Source organism: Streptococcus oralis, from assembly GCF_964238205.1.
Classification (GTDB): Bacteria; Bacillota; Bacilli; order Lactobacillales; family Streptococcaceae; genus Streptococcus; species Streptococcus oralis_CZ.
On record NZ_CAXSLF010000001.1, the window covers coordinates 420817 to 437844 of the forward strand.

General features: G+C 39.4%; 24 protein-coding genes. 9 read left to right on the forward strand and 15 right to left on the reverse strand.

Annotation, left to right across the window (positions count from 1 at the left end; genetic code table 11):
• Positions 1-151: 151 nt before the first annotated feature.
• Together gor and ACESOD_RS02245 are read left to right on the forward strand one after the other, a co-directional pair.
• On the forward strand, positions 152-1498 hold the full coding sequence (gene gor, locus ACESOD_RS02240; RefSeq protein WP_373093744.1) for a glutathione-disulfide reductase: 1347 nt from the start codon (positions 152-154) through the stop codon (positions 1496-1498).
• 336 nt (positions 1499-1834) lie between these two features.
• Positions 1835-2374 (forward strand): biotin transporter BioY, encoded by a 540-nt coding sequence (locus tag ACESOD_RS02245; protein ID WP_373093745.1) that lies wholly within the window; start codon positions 1835-1837, stop codon positions 2372-2374.
• A 57-nt stretch (positions 2375-2431) separates the two neighbouring features.
• Here the strand turns inward: ACESOD_RS02245 and ACESOD_RS02250 are convergent, their stop codons facing one another.
• On the reverse strand, positions 2432-2647 hold the full coding sequence (locus tag ACESOD_RS02250) for a YdbC family protein (RefSeq protein ID WP_000807425.1): 216 nt from the start codon (positions 2645-2647) through the stop codon (positions 2432-2434).
• Positions 2648-2745: 98 nt separating this feature from the next.
• On the opposite strand from ACESOD_RS02250, the gene ACESOD_RS02255 reads away from it, so the two are divergent.
• Complete coding sequence (locus tag ACESOD_RS02255) at positions 2746-3066, forward strand: hypothetical protein (RefSeq protein ID WP_373093747.1); 321 nt, start codon at positions 2746-2748, stop codon at positions 3064-3066.
• A gap of 30 nt (positions 3067-3096) precedes the next feature.
• Here ACESOD_RS02255 and ACESOD_RS02260 read toward each other — a convergent pair whose 3' ends face one another.
• The 7 genes from ACESOD_RS02260 to rpsP all read right to left on the reverse strand — a co-directional run bounded on the left by ACESOD_RS02260 (position 3097) and on the right by rpsP (position 6499).
• Positions 3097-3435, reverse strand: a complete 339-nt coding sequence (locus ACESOD_RS02260; RefSeq protein ID WP_001196044.1) for an ATP cone domain-containing protein — start codon at positions 3433-3435, stop codon at positions 3097-3099.
• A gap of 12 nt (positions 3436-3447) precedes the next feature.
• A complete protein-coding gene (gene trmD / locus ACESOD_RS02265) occupies positions 3448-4167 on the reverse strand; it encodes a tRNA (guanosine(37)-N1)-methyltransferase TrmD (protein ID WP_000686938.1) in 720 nt (239 codons plus the stop codon).
• The gene (gene rimM, locus ACESOD_RS02270; protein WP_373093750.1) at positions 4157-4675 is read right to left on the reverse strand and encodes a ribosome maturation factor RimM; all 519 of its coding nucleotides are present in this window, start codon (positions 4673-4675) and stop codon (positions 4157-4159) included. The genes trmD and rimM overlap by 11 nt, the downstream gene beginning before the upstream one ends.
• 36 nt (positions 4676-4711) lie before the next feature.
• Positions 4712-5494 carry an alpha/beta fold hydrolase gene (locus ACESOD_RS02275; protein ID WP_373093751.1) on the reverse strand — a complete coding sequence of 261 codons (783 nt, stop codon included), beginning with the start codon at positions 5492-5494 and terminating at the stop codon, positions 4712-4714.
• A gap of 93 nt (positions 5495-5587) precedes the next feature.
• On the reverse strand, positions 5588-5923 hold the full coding sequence (locus ACESOD_RS02280; protein ID WP_049502993.1) for a MazG nucleotide pyrophosphohydrolase domain-containing protein: 336 nt from the start codon (positions 5921-5923) through the stop codon (positions 5588-5590).
• 44 nt (positions 5924-5967) lie between these two features.
• Positions 5968-6207: an RNA-binding protein KphA gene (gene kphA, locus ACESOD_RS02285; RefSeq protein ID WP_000379617.1), complete on the reverse strand. Its 240-nt coding sequence runs from the start codon at positions 6205-6207 to the stop codon at positions 5968-5970.
• 19 nt (positions 6208-6226) lie between these two features.
• Positions 6227-6499, reverse strand: a complete 273-nt coding sequence (gene rpsP, locus ACESOD_RS02290; RefSeq protein ID WP_000268760.1) for a 30S ribosomal protein S16 — start codon at positions 6497-6499, stop codon at positions 6227-6229.
• A 167-nt stretch (positions 6500-6666) separates the two neighbouring features.
• On the opposite strand from rpsP, the gene ACESOD_RS02295 reads away from it, so the two are divergent.
• The 6 genes from ACESOD_RS02295 (at position 6667) to ACESOD_RS02320 (ending at position 10029) form a co-directional block, all read left to right on the forward strand.
• Positions 6667-6867 carry a hypothetical protein gene (locus ACESOD_RS02295; protein ID WP_070460900.1) on the forward strand — a complete coding sequence of 67 codons (201 nt, stop codon included), beginning with the start codon at positions 6667-6669 and terminating at the stop codon, positions 6865-6867.
• A 123-nt stretch (positions 6868-6990) separates the two neighbouring features.
• On the forward strand, positions 6991-7200 hold the full coding sequence (locus ACESOD_RS02300) for a hypothetical protein (protein ID WP_373093754.1): 210 nt from the start codon (positions 6991-6993) through the stop codon (positions 7198-7200).
• 113 nt (positions 7201-7313) lie between these two features.
• Positions 7314-8057 carry a DeoR/GlpR family DNA-binding transcription regulator gene (locus tag ACESOD_RS02305; protein WP_373093756.1) on the forward strand — a complete coding sequence of 248 codons (744 nt, stop codon included), beginning with the start codon at positions 7314-7316 and terminating at the stop codon, positions 8055-8057.
• Positions 8058-8070: 13 nt separating this feature from the next.
• Positions 8071-8883, forward strand: coding sequence for an HAD family hydrolase (locus ACESOD_RS02310; RefSeq protein WP_373093758.1), 813 nt, complete (start codon positions 8071-8073; stop codon positions 8881-8883).
• Between the two features lie 71 nt (positions 8884-8954).
• Positions 8955-9761, forward strand: coding sequence for a peptidylprolyl isomerase (locus tag ACESOD_RS02315; protein ID WP_373094066.1), 807 nt, complete (start codon positions 8955-8957; stop codon positions 9759-9761).
• A gap of 28 nt (positions 9762-9789) precedes the next feature.
• Positions 9790-10029 (forward strand): zinc-ribbon domain-containing protein, encoded by a 240-nt coding sequence (locus ACESOD_RS02320; RefSeq protein ID WP_373093760.1) that lies wholly within the window; start codon positions 9790-9792, stop codon positions 10027-10029.
• Positions 10030-10090: 61 nt separating this feature from the next.
• Here ACESOD_RS02320 and abc-f read toward each other — a convergent pair whose 3' ends face one another.
• The 7 genes from abc-f to ACESOD_RS02355 all read right to left on the reverse strand — a co-directional run bounded on the left by abc-f (position 10091) and on the right by ACESOD_RS02355 (position 17007).
• Positions 10091-11632 (reverse strand): ribosomal protection-like ABC-F family protein, encoded by a 1542-nt coding sequence (gene abc-f, locus ACESOD_RS02325; protein ID WP_049509151.1) that lies wholly within the window; start codon positions 11630-11632, stop codon positions 10091-10093.
• Position 11633: 1 nt separating this feature from the next.
• Complete coding sequence (locus ACESOD_RS02330; RefSeq protein ID WP_070460891.1) at positions 11634-12107, reverse strand: VanZ family protein; 474 nt, start codon at positions 12105-12107, stop codon at positions 11634-11636.
• 1 nt (position 12108) lies between these two features.
• Positions 12109-13194, reverse strand: coding sequence for a 23S rRNA (adenine(2503)-C(2))-methyltransferase RlmN (gene rlmN, locus ACESOD_RS02335; protein ID WP_070460889.1), 1086 nt, complete (start codon positions 13192-13194; stop codon positions 12109-12111).
• Positions 13195-13210: 16 nt separating this feature from the next.
• Positions 13211-13744 (reverse strand): YutD family protein, encoded by a 534-nt coding sequence (locus ACESOD_RS02340; protein ID WP_045763789.1) that lies wholly within the window; start codon positions 13742-13744, stop codon positions 13211-13213.
• A 315-nt stretch (positions 13745-14059) separates the two neighbouring features.
• On the reverse strand, positions 14060-14929 hold the full coding sequence (gla, locus tag ACESOD_RS02345) for an aquaglyceroporin Gla (protein ID WP_049503004.1): 870 nt from the start codon (positions 14927-14929) through the stop codon (positions 14060-14062).
• Between the two features lie 158 nt (positions 14930-15087).
• Positions 15088-16254 (reverse strand): ATP-grasp domain-containing protein, encoded by a 1167-nt coding sequence (locus ACESOD_RS02350; RefSeq protein WP_373093762.1) that lies wholly within the window; start codon positions 16252-16254, stop codon positions 15088-15090.
• A gap of 12 nt (positions 16255-16266) precedes the next feature.
• Positions 16267-17007 (reverse strand): esterase family protein, encoded by a 741-nt coding sequence (locus tag ACESOD_RS02355; protein WP_371559253.1) that lies wholly within the window; start codon positions 17005-17007, stop codon positions 16267-16269.
• Between the last annotated feature and the right edge of the window lie 21 nt (positions 17008-17028).

Below are 17028 nucleotides of genomic sequence, written 5' to 3' on the forward strand. Positions count from 1 at the left end.
CCAAAATCTTTTATTGTTGTATTAGTTATATAATACACTTTCTTTTTTATTTTTGCAAGCATTTTCTTAAAAATTTTAAGCGTAGCAGATTTTTGCATTGACCTCTAAAAAAAGATAGAATATGACTAGAAAACAACTAAAGGAGCTTTCTATGAGAGAATATGATATTATCGCCATTGGAGGAGGTAGCGGGGGAATTGCTACCATGAATCGTGCTGGTGAACATGGTGCTAAGGCGGCAGTTATTGAGGAAAAGAAATTAGGTGGAACTTGTATCAACCTCGGCTGTGTCCCTAAAAAAATTATGTGGTATGGAGCGCAAATTGCAGAGAGTATCCACAAATATGGGCCTGACTATGGTTTCACAAACACTGGGAATGAATTTGATTACGCAAGGCTTCGTAAGAATCGTGAAGCCTATATTGACCGTGCTCGCTCTTCTTATGGTGGAAGCTTTAAGCGTAACGGAGTTGATTTGATTGAAGGACGTGCCGAGTTCGTTGATGCTCATACAGTCAGTGTCAATGGTGAGTTGATCCGTGCTAAGCATATCGTGATTGCAACTGGGGCCCATCCTCATATCCCTGCCATTCCTGGTGCTGAACTAGGTGGTAGTTCTGATGATGTCTTTGCCTGGGAAGAATTACCTAAATCTGTAGCCATTTTAGGTGCTGGTTACATTGCTGTCGAATTAGCTGGCGTGCTCCATACCCTTGGTGTACAGACTGATTTATTCGTCCGTCGTGAGCGTCCACTTCGTGGATTTGATAGCTATATTGTTGAGAGCTTGGTTCAAGAAATGGAAAATACTGGATTAAACCTCCACACCCATAAGGTTCCTACCAAACTTGAAGATACCGAAGAAGGCATTAGGATTCATTTTGAAGATGGGAGTACCCATACCGCCAGTCAAGTTATCTGGGCAACTGGCCGCCGTCCAAATGTTGAAGGACTTCAACTCGAAAAAGCTGGTGTTACCCTCAATGAACGTGGCTTTATCCAGGTTGACGAATACCAAAATACTGTCATTGAAGGTATCTACGCTCTTGGCGATGTCACAGGCGAAAAGGAACTAACTCCTGTCGCTATCAAGGCTGGTCGTACCCTATCCGAGAGACTTTTCAACGGTAAAACCAATGCTAAAATGGACTACACGACTATTCCAACTGTTGTCTTCTCACACCCAGCTATCGGAACTGTCGGCCTAACTGAGGAAGAAGCTATCAAAGAGTATGGACAAGACAACATTAAAGTCTATACTTCAAAATTTGCTTCTATGTATTCAGCAGTAACTAGCCACCGTCAAGAAGCTCGCTTCAAGCTAGTTACAGCTGGTGAGAACGAAAAGGTAGTTGGCCTTCATGGTATCGGCTACGGCGTTGATGAAATGATTCAAGGTTTTGCTGTAGCAATCAAGATGGGAGCTACAAAAGCAGACTTTGATGCTACTGTCGCTATCCATCCAACAGGATCAGAAGAATTTGTGACCATGCGTTAATACAAAAAGAGACCATCTTGGTCACTCAGATTGAAGAAAAAGCCTATTTTGGACAATTTTCTTCAATCTTTTTCTTTTATTAGAGCAAATTATAAAACACTTAAAAATAGCATGCCATCAGGATTCCTAAGAATTTTCACTATATGGGAACCAATCTCCATAAGGCTACTCTTTTTATTACGGATAGGATCTATCTGTGTTCTGAAAAAAATCCTAACCGACTTTTTTATCTAAATCGGCCGTTACAAATTTGTTACCTTTATTCACAAAACAGGTTGACAATCATCTTCCTTGCAGTATAATAGTTACTATAAATTAAAAAAGAGGTTAACTATTATGAAAAAAGCACACATTTACGCTATTCCAGCTATTGGAGCTGCTCTGATTGCAGTATTAGCCCAAATCAGTATCCCAATTGGACCAGTACCATTTACTCTACAAAATTTTGCTATCGGACTCATTGCTACTGTTTTTAGACCAAGGGAAGCCGTTCTTTCTGTTGGTCTCTATCTCTTGCTGGGTGCTATCGGTATTCCTGTCTTTGCCAGTGGGGGAGCTGGTTTTCATGTTTTGGTAGGTCCAAGCGCTGGCTATCTTTGGTTTGACCTTGTCTATGCTGGGCTTACGTCCTATCTTATCCATAAGAAAAGTGGCTATATTCGTATCTTTCTTGCAAATCTCTTGGGTGATTCACTTGTTTTTGTCGGTGGTATCCTCAGCCTCCACTTCCTCGCTGGTATGTCTTTTGATAAGGCACTGGCTGTCGGTGTCATTCCCTTTATCATTCCTGATCTTGCAAAAATTATTGCCATTAGTTTTATCGGACGACCACTCCTTCAACGTCTTAGTAATCAACCCTACTTTTCACATAAATAAAGAAAGGAGGTCGGGAATTTTCTCCCAACCTCCTTTCGTCTGTTTTTATATGATTGCTTATTGATTTTTAAAAGCATCGACCATCACTTGAAACTCCTCGTTTGAGAGGGTGATTCCTTTCCCCATCTTAGTGTGGTCTGGACTCCAAGCACGAATGTCAAACTTTGCTGGTGCTCCATTAAAGCTGACACGATTAATTTCCTTGGTCCAACCTTTTTCATTCTCTGAGAGTGTGAGTAGGTGTTCTTCGATTTCAAATGTAAATTCTGCCATTGTATTCTCCTTTTGATTGTCTTCACTTGATTATTCGTAAAATCTTGTAGATTTTCTTAAAATTGTATATAATAATGTTAAAAAGAAGGGAGGCTCCGATGAAAGATTTATTTAAACACATTCAACAAAAGTTCCAAAGCTTTCTCAACGGACGAGAAGAACCAGATCATTCCAAAGCCGACTCCCTGACAAGTGCCATTAAAGAGGCGCTCCTAAAAAAAACTGCTGTCCACATTATTTTTTCAGATACAAGTTTTACAGGGGATATCATCAAATATGATACGGACCGCCAGCAAATTATCGTTAAAAATTTTGCAAAAAATGTGACCCGCATTATTCGAATACCAGATATTCAGAAAGTGAGTTTTGTTCCCTCGACTGTCCAAACAGCCCAAAAAAATAGATTTAAGAAAGAGTGAGATGAGTTTTCTTCATCTCACTCTTTTCTATTAACGAATTTGTTCAAAATGAAGGTGAACAGCAATGTGTTCTCCGTAACCACTTCTCTCTAAATCACGTTGCAAACGGTAAGAGATATAGTGTTCAGCGATGGTAATGTAGCCTGCGCCAAGCAAGCGATGCTCAACCATTGATTGAATCATGCTGATAGTGGCACGCTCCACTTTTGCCTCTTCTAGATCCAAGACAACCTTTTTAGTTACCTGAGCTAGATTTTGACGTAAATCATCTGTCAAAACATAAACTGTTTGAGCAGCTTTGAGAATGGCTTGATAGATTTTATCTGGATCAAAGTCGGCAACTTGTCCATCACGTTTAATGACTTGCATAGGCTTCTCCTTTTAATTTGTATTTTCTTTAATGTCTGCTAACATTTTGGCTTCTTCTGCTGTTAATTCGTAATGTTCCAACAAATCTGGTCTACGTTCATAAGTTTTTTTGAGACTTTCATAGAGACGCCATTGGCGAATCTTCTCATGATGCCCACTCATAAGCACTTCTGGAACCACCATGCCACGATAGTCATAAGGACGTGTGTACTGAGGGTATTCAAGAAGGCCTGATGAAAAGCTATCATCTTGGTGACTGGTTTCCTTCCCAATTACTTCTGGTATCAAGCGAACCGTCGCATCAATCATGGTCATTGCTGCCAGTTCTCCACCAGTTAGAACATAATCACCAAGAGAAATCTCATCTGTTACCAAGGTTTTGATCCGTTCATCATAGCCCTCGTAGTGACCACAGATAAAGATGAGTTCCTCTTCTTGTGCTAAATCTTCAGCATAAGCCTGGTCAAATTGCTTACCAGCAGGATCCAAAAGGATCACGCGCGGATTTTTCTTTTGAATAGCATCAAAGGCATCAAAGATTGGTTGCGCTCGCAGGAGCATGCCTTGACCACCACCGTAGGGTTCGTCATCGACATGACGAGCCTTTTCAGCATATTCACGAAAATTATGATACTGGATGTCAAGAAGTCCCTTTTCACGGGCCTTTCCAACGATAGAATGTTCTAGTGGAGAGAACATCTCTGGAAAGAGGGTTAAAATATCAATCTTCATCGTCTAACCCTTCTAAGAGTTCTACATCCACGCGCTTATTAGGAATATCAACATTGAGCACGACCGGTGGGATATATGGTAAAAGCAGATCACGTTTTCCCTTACGCTTAACTACCCAAACATCATTGGCCCCTGGTTGAAGAATTTCCTTGATGGTTCCAATCAAGTTATCACCCTCGTAGACCTCTAGTCCAATAATCTCGTGATAGTAAAATTCACCCTCATCTAGGTCATTAAGGTTTTCTTCCGCAACCTTGAGACTGTAGCCCTTGTATTTTTCGATATCATTGATGTGATACATATCCTTAAATTTGATGATATCAAAGTTTTTATGCTTACGGTGACTTGCGATAGTCACTTTTCTAACAAATTGATCCTTCTCATCAAACAAGGCCAGCTCTGCACCTTTTTTAAAGCGTTCTTCCGAAAAATCCGTCACAGATAAGATTCTCATCTCTCCTTGTAAACCTTGCGTATTGACGATTTTTCCAACGTTAAAATAGTTCATTTGATCTCCTGTAATTTCCTTATCTCCATTTTCTTCTTACATTTTTTTAATAATATCTACAATTTTCTCTGATTCGGACCACTGTAAATAATGGTGATTCCCCCCTAAAATGAGTTTAGTATTGGAAGTCCAATATTCTGATTCTCTATACTCTTTTTCTCTGTAAGCCTGACAAAAAATAAATACAGGGATATGAGAGTCTATCGACAAATTCTCAAAATCTTCCTTAGTAATTTCTCCAGATATCTGAAATTCTGGATCTTGATTTGTCAACTTTGAGCCTTTTTCTTGCATTAATTTCCAGATTTCTTTGTTAGTTTCAGGGTTAAATGTGGATTGAGTTAAGTTCTTAAAATAAAGTTCAGGACCAAATTCTTCAATCAGTCTCATTTGCTCTTCCATTTCTGGATAAGGATTTTCTGAAAAATCAGCAAACATTACTTTTTTAGTGGTCGGTTCAAGCGCTACTAAAGCCTGACACTTAATTGGTTTGTTGAGCAATTTGCAAGCTAAAATTCCACTCAAACTATGTGCACAAAGTATATATTCAGAAATCGCCAATTCTTCAAGTACTTTATAAACCGCATCTGCAAGATTATCTAGATTTTTTCCAGCTTGGTCACGAATCGGACTCCTACCTGTGTTCGGAAAATCAATTGTCAAATAACCAATTGTAGGAGGAAGTTTTTCAAGTATAAGTGAAAAATTTTCATAACTTGGTAACAAACCTGCGCCACTTAAACAAACTAGCACTTTCTTTTGCTTTTGATAAGTAACAAAGAGACTGCCAATTTCTGTAGATACTTCAAACCTCTTCATAAAGAAACCACTCATTCTATACAATGATTTATTATATACCCTTATCTTTTATTTTATCACGTTCCAGGGATTTTCACAAGTTTGAGAAAAAAGCTAGTTCTGACCTTCGGCTTCTAAATATCCTTCCAAATCTCGTTCATGCTGATATTTGATAGCTGCCTTTTTGTCTTTTTCAAAAATGGTCTTGGTTAGATCAATATCGTTGATGGCTGCAATTGCGACGGTGTAGTGAATGATATCAGCAAGTTCTTTGGCAAGTTCCTCGTTAGAATCCTGAACTCCTTCTTTTCGACCAGAGCGTCCATTCAAAACCTCAGCTACTTCTCCGACTTCCTCCACTAGCTTGATAAAAAGACCTTCCTCAGTCCGAGACTGCTGGTAATGTTCGAGTAAGTAGTCTTGTAATTGTCTAAACGTTAAATCCTTCATATCCTGCTCCTTGCAAAAAAAGCGAGACATCCGTCCCGCTTTTCTTATTTTTCGTCAATAACGATTCTTACTTTTTTGTCTTCAGTTGGGACAGAGTAGACAATCGTTCTTATCGCAGAAATAGTGCGACCCTTACGACCGATTACACGACCCACATCGCTTTGATCAAGATCCAAATGATATTCCAAAAATTCTGGTGTATCTTCAATCTTGATAGTTAAGGCATCTGGTTGTGAAATCAAAGGTTTCACAATTGCAATAATGAGATTTTCAATCGTATCCATCTGTCAACCTACTTTAGAATTATTTAGAGAATTTAGAATCGTGGAATTTCTTCAATACGCCTTCTTTTGAAAGGATGTTACGTACTGTATCTGAAGGTTGAGCTCCATCAGCCAACCATGCAAGAACGCGGTCTTCTTTCAAAGTTACTTGGTTTTCAGCAACAAGTGGGTTGTAAGTTCCAACTGTTTCGATGAAACGCCCGTCACGTGGTGAACGTGAATCTGCTACGTTAATACGGTAGAAAGGTTTTTTCTTAGAACCCATACGAGTCAAACGGATTTTAACTGCCATTTTTAATATCTCTTTTCTTTTATTTTTTAGTTCGGTGAAATAGCTGAGCTATTTAGCACATGTTCTATTATAGCAGATTTCCAAGAGGTGTCAAGAAAAAAACTTGACAGACTTTAAAATTTTTAAATTTTTTAGACTAATAGGGATAAATTAGAAAGAGAAACTTTATGAATACTACTATAGAGAACATTTACAAAGACCATCAGGTTAAGCCTTACATCTCTCCTGATCGTGATATCGAGACTTGGCTACTAAATCCCAAGCCTGTCCCAAAACGAAATATGGAATTATTAGAAGACAGTCTCCTAGCAGGTGATATTATCCTCCTCTGGAGAATCAACTTTAGAACATTCACCACCGAAACATGATTTCCGAAATACTTCGAGTACACTTATGGCATCGATGCCCCAAAACATTTAGAAACGCTTGTTGAAAAAGGCTATGCTCTTGTCGAAACTGCTTTTGACTCGCTTGACCATCTAAACAGTACCATGAAAAAGAATATCCTGAAGAAGAAGGGAGTTACTGGACTTTCCAAGATGAAGGCTTCTGACTTGAATCAAGCCCTTCATGACCATTTTTCAGAAGAGGAATTAGCTAGTCTCTTTTCGATTCGCGGTTATAAACTAACTCCAAAAGGAGAACAGGCTCTCAAGGACCATCAGGCAATCATTGACCGCCATCCAAAGAAGAATCTTTAATCAACTAAGTCAGGTTGATTTTTTTGTAAATCATTTAAAACACTTATAAAACATTACATTTATTGACAATCACTTACGAAAGAGGTATATTAGTATTAAAAGAGGGAATTCATATGTACCAAGAACAACGATTAGAAGAAATCATTAAACTTTTAGAGGATAGAGGAAGTCTATCAGCAAAAGAAATGGTTGACCATTTCCATGTTTCTAAAGATACCATCCGTAGAGATTTTGCTATTCTCGCAAAGGAGAAACGAGCAAAAAGAACTCATGGAGGTTTATTGCCAATCCAAAAGCAAAGGATTCTTGGTTATAAAGGTCGAGCAGAACAGTCTTCCAAAGAAAAAGAGAAAATTGCTCATTTAGCTACCCAACTCATTTCTGATTCACAATTAATTTTCTATGATGTTTCAACAACTGTACTTGAGTTAGCAAAAATAACAGATAAAAAAGTTACTATTTTCACCCATTCATTGGATAATGCACTGGTCTTAGGAGAAAATGAAAATGTCGATTTTCACATTATCGGTGGACGATTTCATAAAAAGAATCGTTTCTATTACTCATTAGAAGAATCCGAATCTTTGAATAGAATTAAATTTGACTTAGCATTTTTTGGTGCAGCTAGTCTTTCAGACGGACAAGTTAGTTTTGAAGATCAAGAAGATGTTCTAATGAAAAAAAGAGCATTTAAAACCAGTAAAATTCGCGTCTTGTTAGCTGAAACCAGCAAGATAAACAAACACTCTCATTATATTCTTTCCGAACTTACTGATTTTGATTATTGGATTACAGACAAAGAACCCGACATAGAAATTCAACAATCTTTAGATGGTAAAACAACTATTCTATTTTAAAAAGGAGAAACATATGTCAGTAATAAAGTTAATCATAAGTGATATCGATGGCACCATTTTAGACCAAAAGCACCAATTAGACTCTCATTTACTAGAGCTTATGCCACTTTTGAAACAAAGTGAAATTCCTTTTGTTCTAGCTTCTGCTAGATCTCCTCTCGGTATAGCGCCAATTTCGAAAGAACTGGGGATTACAAGTTTTCCAATTGCAAGTTATAATGGTGCTCTCATTAGTACAGGAGATAAAATTCTGAGTCAGCATACTATTAATAAAAAGGAATTACTCTTACTACATGATTTTTTAACAAAAGAATTTCCGACAGTTTCAATTAATGTTTATTCTGGAAAAGATTGGTACGTAAATACTTTAGATAAATGGGTAGAAATTGAAGCACAGATTACTGGAGAGAGCCCAAAAGTTACTTCACTAGCAGATTTTCTTCAGGAAGAAAAGAATCTTATTCATAAACTTTTACTAATAGATAACGCAGCTACTATCCAGAAACTTAAAGAGACATTAGCAACCATGGATTTCCCTCAAACTGACTTTTACCTTTCGAAGGATAACTATCTTGAAGTCACACATAATCAAGTATCCAAAAAACAAGCTCTGTTAGAATTAGCCAACTATTATCAACTATCACTCACTGAAATTATGAGTATTGGAGATAATTATAACGATATTCCAATGATTGAGACCGCTGGACTTGGTGTTGCAATGGGAAATGCTCCTACAGATGTTAAAGTCTGTGCAAATACAGTAACAGATTCTAATGATCAAAATGGGGTAAGTAAGGCCATAAAATTGTATGTACTATCGGAATGATCACAATTGAATATTTGAAATCCACTTTCAATTAGGGTACAATGGTAGAAATGATTTTTGAAAGGATTACCATGAAAAAAATAGCAACACTTCTATTAATCTCAACTTTTGCCCTTGCTGGATGTAGCAGTATCCAACGTAGTCTCCGAGGGGATGACTATGTAGATTCTAGCTTGGCTGCTGAAGAAAGTTCCAAAGCAGCTGCCCAATCTGCCAAGGATCTCAAAGACGCCTTGACAAATGAGAATGCTAACTTCCCACAACTCTCTAAGGAAGTTGCTGAAGACGAAGCTGAAGTCATTCTCCACACCAGTCAAGGAGATATCCGCATCAAACTCTTTCCAAAGCTAGCTCCACTTGCGGTTGAAAATTTCCTAACTCACGCAAAAGAAGGCTACTATAATGGCGTTACCTTCCACCGAGTGATCGATGGCTTCATGGTTCAGACAGGTGATCCAAAAGGAAATGGTACTGGTGGTGAATCCATCTGGCATGGTAAGGATAAGACTAAAGACCAGGGAACTGGTTTCAAGAGCGAAATCTCTCCGTATCTCTATAACATTCGTGGTTCTCTCTCTATGGCCAATACTGGTCAACCAAATTCAAACGGTAGCCAGTTCTTCATCAACCAAAATACGACGGATATTTCTGCCAAACTCCCTACAAGTAGCTATCCAAAGAAAATTATCGAAGCCTACAAAGAAGGTGGAAATCCTAGTCTAGACGGTAAGCATCCTGTCTTTGGTCAAGTCATCGACGGTATGGATGTTGTTGACAAGATTGCCAAGGCTGAAAAAGACGAAAAAGACAAACCAACTACTGCTATCACTATCGACAGTATCGAAATTGTTAAGGACTACGATTTCAGTAAAAAATAGGATAATCCCAAAATAAGGAGATGTGAAAATGATTTTATTCTGGGGTTCTAAAGGTTACCAAAAGGTCTTAGGACATACTCAAACCACTATCGAGTGTGGTCACTGTAACAATGCCGACACTTGGGAAATTTCAGAAACTGGACGTAAGTTTACCCTCTACTGGATTCCGCTCTTTCCTTACGGAAAAACTTATTTTGTTTCTTGCCCGATTTGTCACTACGGGAAAGAAATCCAAAAATCTGATCTTGAAACCTATTTGAATTACTAGCCAAAAAGCCAAGTCACCCAGACTTGGCTTTTTCCTATTCTAGTTTTGCGGGATTCTCTTTTTATGTCAACTCATTGAAGTCCCAGATTTGGTCCATCCAGCCTTCGTAGAAGTCTGGTTCGTGACACACCATGAGGATAGACCCCTTGTATTCTTTCAGAGCACGTTTGAGTTCATCCTTGGCATCCACATCCAAGTGGTTGGTAGGTTCGTCAAGAACAAGGACATTATTCTCTCGGTTCATCAAGAGACAGAAACGAACCTTAGCTTGCTCTCCACCTGACAAGACCTGAATCTGGCTTTCGATGTGCTTAGTCGTCAAGCCACAGCGGGCAAGAGCTGCACGAACTTCTGCTTGATTGAGCGCTGGAAAGGCATTCCATACCGCTTCTAGTGGTGTTTGGCGATTGCCTCCTTCCACTTCTTGTTCAAAGTAGCCAAGTTCTAGGTAATCACCACGTTCAACTTCACCAGCAATTGGTGGGATAATTCCTAAAAGACTCTTCAAGAGGGTTGTTTTCCCGATACCATTGGCACCGATGATGGCAACCTTTTGATTACGCTCAAAGGTAAGATTTAATGGTTTTGTAAGTGGGCGGTCGTAACCAATCTGCAAGTCCTTGGCTTGGAAGATAAAGCGACCTGGTGTACGTGCTGGTTTAAAATCAAAGGAAGGTTTTGGTTTCTCGCTTTGAAGTTCGATGATATCCATCTTATCCAATTTCTTCTGGCGGGACATGGCCATGTTTCGTGTTGCAACACGCGCCTTGTTTCGAGCCACAAAATCCTTGAGGTCAGCAATTTCTTTCTGTTGACGTTCATAGGCTGCCTCTAGTTGCGATTTCTTCATGGCATAGACTTCTTGGAACTGGTAGTAATCTCCAGAGTAGCGAGTCAACTGTTGATTTTCTACATGATAGACGATATTGATCACATCGTTGAGGAAAGGAATATCGTGAGAGATAAGAACAAAGGCATTTTCATAGTTTTGGAGATAGCGCTTGAGCCAGTCAATATGCTCTGCATCCAAATAGTTGGTAGGCTCGTCAAGCAACAAGATATCTGGCTTTTCAAGAAGAAGTTTAGCTAAAAGTACCTTGGTTCTTTGTCCACCTGACAAGGCTGTTACGTCTGTATCCATCCCATAATCCATAACACCAAGAGCACGAGCAACTTCATCAATCTTAGCATCCAAGGTATAGAAGTCACGACTTTCCAAACGGTCCTGAAGTTCGCCGACTTCTTCCATTAGGGCATCAATATCAGCGCCCTCTTCTGCCATTTCCATGTAGAGTTCATTGATACGCGCTTCTGCCTTAAATAACTCATCAAAAGCTGTACGAAGAACGTCACGAACAGTTTGGCCTTCTTTAAGCACCGCATGCTGATCTAGGTAGCCAGCTGTCACATATTTAGACCATTCCACCTTACCTTCATCAGGTAACATTTTACCAGTTACGATGCTCATGAAGGTTGATTTTCCTTCACCGTTAGCACCAACTAGTCCGATGTGTTCACCCTTGAGGAGACGGAAGGATACGTCTTCAAAAATCGCACGGTCACCAAAACCGTGACTTAAATTTTTTACTTCTAAGATACTCATTTTAATTCCTTATCTTGTTTTTATGTAGTAGTTTGTAAAGGACCCAGGCTAAGTAGCCACCTAGTGTGTTGGTCCACAAATCATCAATCTCAAATACCCGATTAAAATCAAAGAAAAAATCTAACACTAGCTGTGTGCACTCGATGCTCAAGCTTAGTAAAAAGCTAAACAAAATCACTCTCTTGGTTTTTCTTAGACTAGGGATGAGATAGAGAAGCTGGAAAATCAATGGGAAAAGCAAGAGAATATTTAAGGCATTTTGCAAAAATATCCAAAATAGCTGCAGAAGGCTTGTTACTTCTCCCAGTTTCCATAGGGAGTTAAAAGGCGTCAAAAGAAAAACCAGGCGTCCAAAAGTTTGAATACCTGGAGTTTCCACTCCTGTAGGAAGTTGAGGCTGGGGAGTAAAACAAAAGCAGACGATACAAAAACTGTATAGAAGAACTCCCAAGCTAAGTATTTTTTTTCGTTTCATCTTATGGATTTACTTCTGCTACTGCTTTTTGGCGATCACGCTTCATGGTATTTGAACGCAATTGTCCACAAGCCGCATCGATATCAGTACCATGTTCCTGACGAACAACACAGTTGACACCTTTTTTCTTGAGCGTATCGTAGAAGGCCATCACGCGCTCCTTAGGACTGCGACTGTATTGGTCATGCTCACTAACTGGGTTGTAAGGAATCAAGTTAACATATGACAATTTCTTAATGTTCTTAAGCAATTCTGCCAACTCAAGTGCTTGTTCTACTCCGTCATTGACTTCATTGAGCATGATATACTCAAAAGTTACACGGCGATTGGTTGTTTCGATGTAATACTCGATAGCTGCAAAGAGTTTTTCAATTGGAAAGGCACGGTTAATCTTCATAATGCTTGAACGCAGTTCATTGTTTGGAGCATGAAGAGAAACAGCAAGGTTAACCTGTACTCCTTCATTGGCAAACTCACGAATCTTGTGAGCCAAGCCAGAAGTTGATACTGTGATATGACGAGCACCGATTGCCATTCCCTTATCATCATTGATAGTACGGATGAAGTTCAAGACATTATTGTAGTTATCAAATGGTTCTCCAATCCCCATAACAACGATATGACTAACACGTTCATCTTGTCCACGTTCGTCAAAATACTTTTGAACCAACATAATCTGAGCAACGATTTCACCGTTATTGAGGTCACGTTGCTTCTTGATCAAACCTGACGCACAGAAGGTACAACCAATATTGCAGCCTACCTGAGTGGTTACACAGACTGATAAACCATAGTGCTGACGCATCAGTACCGTTTCAATCAGCATACCATCTGGCAACTCAAAAAGGTACTTAACTGTTCCATCAGCTGATTCTTGAACGATACGTTGTTTTAAGGGATTGACTACAAACTGGTCGTTGAGTTTGGTAATCAAATCCTTAGACAAGTTGGTCATTTCTTCAAATGATTGAACACGTTTACGGTAAAGCCATTCCCAGATTTGATCCGCACGGAATTTCTTTTCTCCCTGCTCCAAGACCCACTCTTGCATGCCTTGGCGTGTTAAACTATAAATTGACGGTTTCATCTTTTCTCCTTATTTTCTAGTCCTTCTTACGGATGACGAAATGACGCTGCCCCTTGTCTTCTTTCTGAGATTTCTGTTCTTTTGAACGGCGTCTATTTTTCTTATCCGTATGATTTTTTTTCTTACTTTGAGAAGTCTTTTTCCCTTTGCGAGAGTCCTTTTCTTCCTCTTTTTTGCGCATCTTTTGGTCAAATGGTGCTCGTTTAGGAGCTTCATTTTCTAGAACAAAATAGGCACAACCATAGCTACAATACTCTAGTAGGTAGTCTTGCAAGCGACTAATTTTTTCTAAAGACTCTTCAGCTCGTTCATTCTTATAAAATCCCCGTAAGCGTAACTGCTCATTACTCCAGTCTCCAACAATATAATCAAACTTGGTTAGTACTTCTGAAAAGCGTTGAGTAAAAGCTGTTGCATCAAAAGCATCCTTGCTATTTTCAACTAGAGTAAAAACAAAATCTTCAGCTTCCACTCTGTTTCCAGTCAGTTGAAATTCGGGACCAGGGAATTTATTGTAATTATATAATTCGGGTGCAATTTCTTTACGCATAATCTTCCTTTTTCAACGATTACTTAATACTCTATTCTACCATATTTTCGCCACATTTTCACCTTTAGTATTAAAATGAAAAAAATCTGACGATTTAATACTCTTCAAAAATCTCTTCAAACCACGTCAGCTTCGTCTTAGATTATATATGTGACTGACTTCGTCAGTCTTATCTACAACCTCAAAGCAATGCTTTGAGCAGCCTGCGGCTCGCTTCCTAGTTTGCTCTTTGATTTTCATTGAGTATAAGAATCTCTATCTAAAAACTCGACTTTTGTATACAAGAAAAAACTGGGGTTTCCCAGTTTTGAGTGATTATAGGTAAAGTAATTTGAAAAGTGCTACTGCTGCAATACCAGCTGCAATCGGTGCAACTACTGGTACCCAAGCATACCACCATTTTGAATCACCCTTGTGTTGACCAAGGATTGATTTTGGAAGGAAGGCATGAAGGAGACGTGGTCCAAAGTCACGAGCTGGGTTCAAACCAGGTCCTGTAGGTCCTCCAAGTGAAGTAACCAAAGCCATTACTAGGAAACCAAGTGCCAAGTGACCAACAGCAAGTCCTGATGCTGTATGAGGCGCTACTTGAGCTTTAATTGCCAAATCAGAGAAGTCAACATTTTGACCAGCTTGAGTTGCCATTTGTTTCATGTATTGGAGGACTTCAGCTCCAAAGAAGTTCTTTGTCATACCAAGTGCTGCAAAGAAGAGAACGAATGAACCAACAAATTCGTTGATAAAACCGTTAACTGTTGCTGCAAAGCGTGATTCTTTTGTACCTTGGTCAATACTTGAAATTGTTGAGAATGTTCCCAAGATATTGTTTGCTTTTTCAGTTTGCAAGTAGTAAGGACGGTGAGTTGCAACAACCAAGGCTTGTCCGAAGATTGCTCCCAAGACTTGTGCAACGATGTATGGTACTACTTGTGCCCAAGGGAAAAGTCCGCTAACTGCTAGACCAAGAGTGAAGGCTGGGTTGATGTGGTTACCAGAAACATTACCAAACATCAAGGCAGGGATCATAACCCCCATACCGTAACCAACAGCGATAACGAGCCAGCCACTTTGGTGACCTTTCGTACCTTTAAGTTCAACGTTGGCAACTGCACCATTTCCCAAGATGATCAAGATGGCTGTTCCCAAAAATTCAGTGGCATATTTGACTGCCCATGCGAAATCCATTGATAGATTCTCCTTAATATTTTTTAGACAATCCCTATTCTATCAATTTTTAAGCCTTTTAGCAACAAATTTTCTAAAAGAATACTACGGGAAAACGCTTTTATTTTAGTTCTTAAAAAAAGACCTAACAAACCTAGTTTGTTAAGTCAAAATTTTGATTATTCTTGACGCTGACCAAAGTCCTTAATCATCTGATCCATTTCCTCACGACTTGGTGTCGTTAGCAGATAGAGAAAGTCTCCTTGCAATTCAGCAAAGGCTGCAGGCATGATTTTCTTAACCTTAAATTGCTGACCGTATTTGGCGAGCAAGTCTTCTTCTGAATAAACATAGTTGGCGTTGGCACGACGTGATGTCGCCAAGCAGTACTGGGTTTCAAATGGAGACTCTGGGAAGGGTTCACCCGCAACAATCGCTGCATAGCCCTTGTACAAATCAAAAGAATGGGCATAGTTATAAACATCAATGGTGAACCCACCCGCTGGACGGTTATTGTACTCAATGGCAATATAATCATCACCTTCACGGAAGAACTCGATATGGAAGAAACGTTCTTTCATGCCAAATTCTTTAACGATTGCCTCACCATACTTGCGCAATTTTGGATCCATATCTTTAAGAACATAATAAGAATTGTCCATCTTGTAAATCATGAGATCAAGCGGTGTATGGGCATAGTCAAAGGTCGTAGAAAAGACGATATTTCCATCTCTATCTACCAAACCATCAAAGGTACAGATTTCACTAGAGGTGACAAATTTTTCAAAGAAATAAACGGTTGAATGATCCCACTCTGCCTTGAAATGATTGATATCCTCTTCTGTTTCAAGCTTGAAGGTTGCTGCCGCTCCCACTCCATTGTCAGGTTTGGCAATCATCGGAAGACCAATTTCTTTCACAGCTTTGTCAACATCTGCTTCTGTTTCAATGACAGCACCTGGAACCACTGGTACTCCAGCTTTTTTGAAGAGTTTTTTCATCTCAGACTTGAACTTGGTCTTTTTGAGGTCGTCTGGTTTGGCACCAAAGACATTAAATTGTTCACGAAGAGCAGCATCCAACTCTAGCCAGTATTCATTGTGAGATTCGATACGGTCAATTGGACCATACTTATAAAAGAGAAAGGCAACTGCACGTTTAACTTCATCAATATTTTCAAGATTATCAACACGGAAATACTCAGTCAAGCTATTGCGCAATGGCTCATCTAGTTGTTCATAGGGTTCTTGCCCAATCCCTAGAACGGTGATTCCTTTATTGGCTAGCTCAATACTAAACTGTTGGAAATTTTGTGGGTAATAGGGTGAAATTACAAGATAATTCATAAGCGACTCCTTTTATAGACTCATGTGACCGAGGAAATATGGCATTTGTTTGCGCCACCAATCCCAATCATGGGCAACATCATGTCCCCATTCTGCAAACCAGGCAGGAATTTGTTTTTGGTCAAAGGCTTCTTTTAACTTGTAGTAAGAAGGCAGGCCATCATGCTCCCAAGCACCTAAGCCAGTACAAATCACAATCTCAGCCTGACGGTAACGGTCAATAAACCAACCATCATTTTGATTCCAGATATAATCTACTGGTGAATTTTGATAGATTGCATCATCATTGTAGTAGTCACCTACAAAGAAACGCGCATCATAGACACCACTGAGGGCGATAACCTTGGTAAAGACATCTGGATGCTGAAGGAAAAAGTTAAGTGCATGATAGGCTCCCATAGAGCAGCCTGTCGTCATCATGCCGTCGAACCAGCCTGTCTTGTGCTTGATAAAAGGAATGGCTTCTTCAATAACGTATCGCTCATAAGCACGGTGCATTTCAGCTTGGTCATGACCATTTTTCCATGTTGCTAGCCAACTTTCACTATCGACACTTGAAAGTGTAAAGAACTGAACACGGCCCTCCTCAATAAAAGATGCACATGCATCAATCATGCCAAAATCATAATATTCATTGTGGCTACCACCTGAGGATGCAAAGACAACAACTGGGATACCTGCGTGTCCGTAACGATTGACGTACATTTCACGATTTAGATGACCACTCCAGTGGCTAAGATGTTCAATATTCATATCCTGTCTCCTTTATACTAT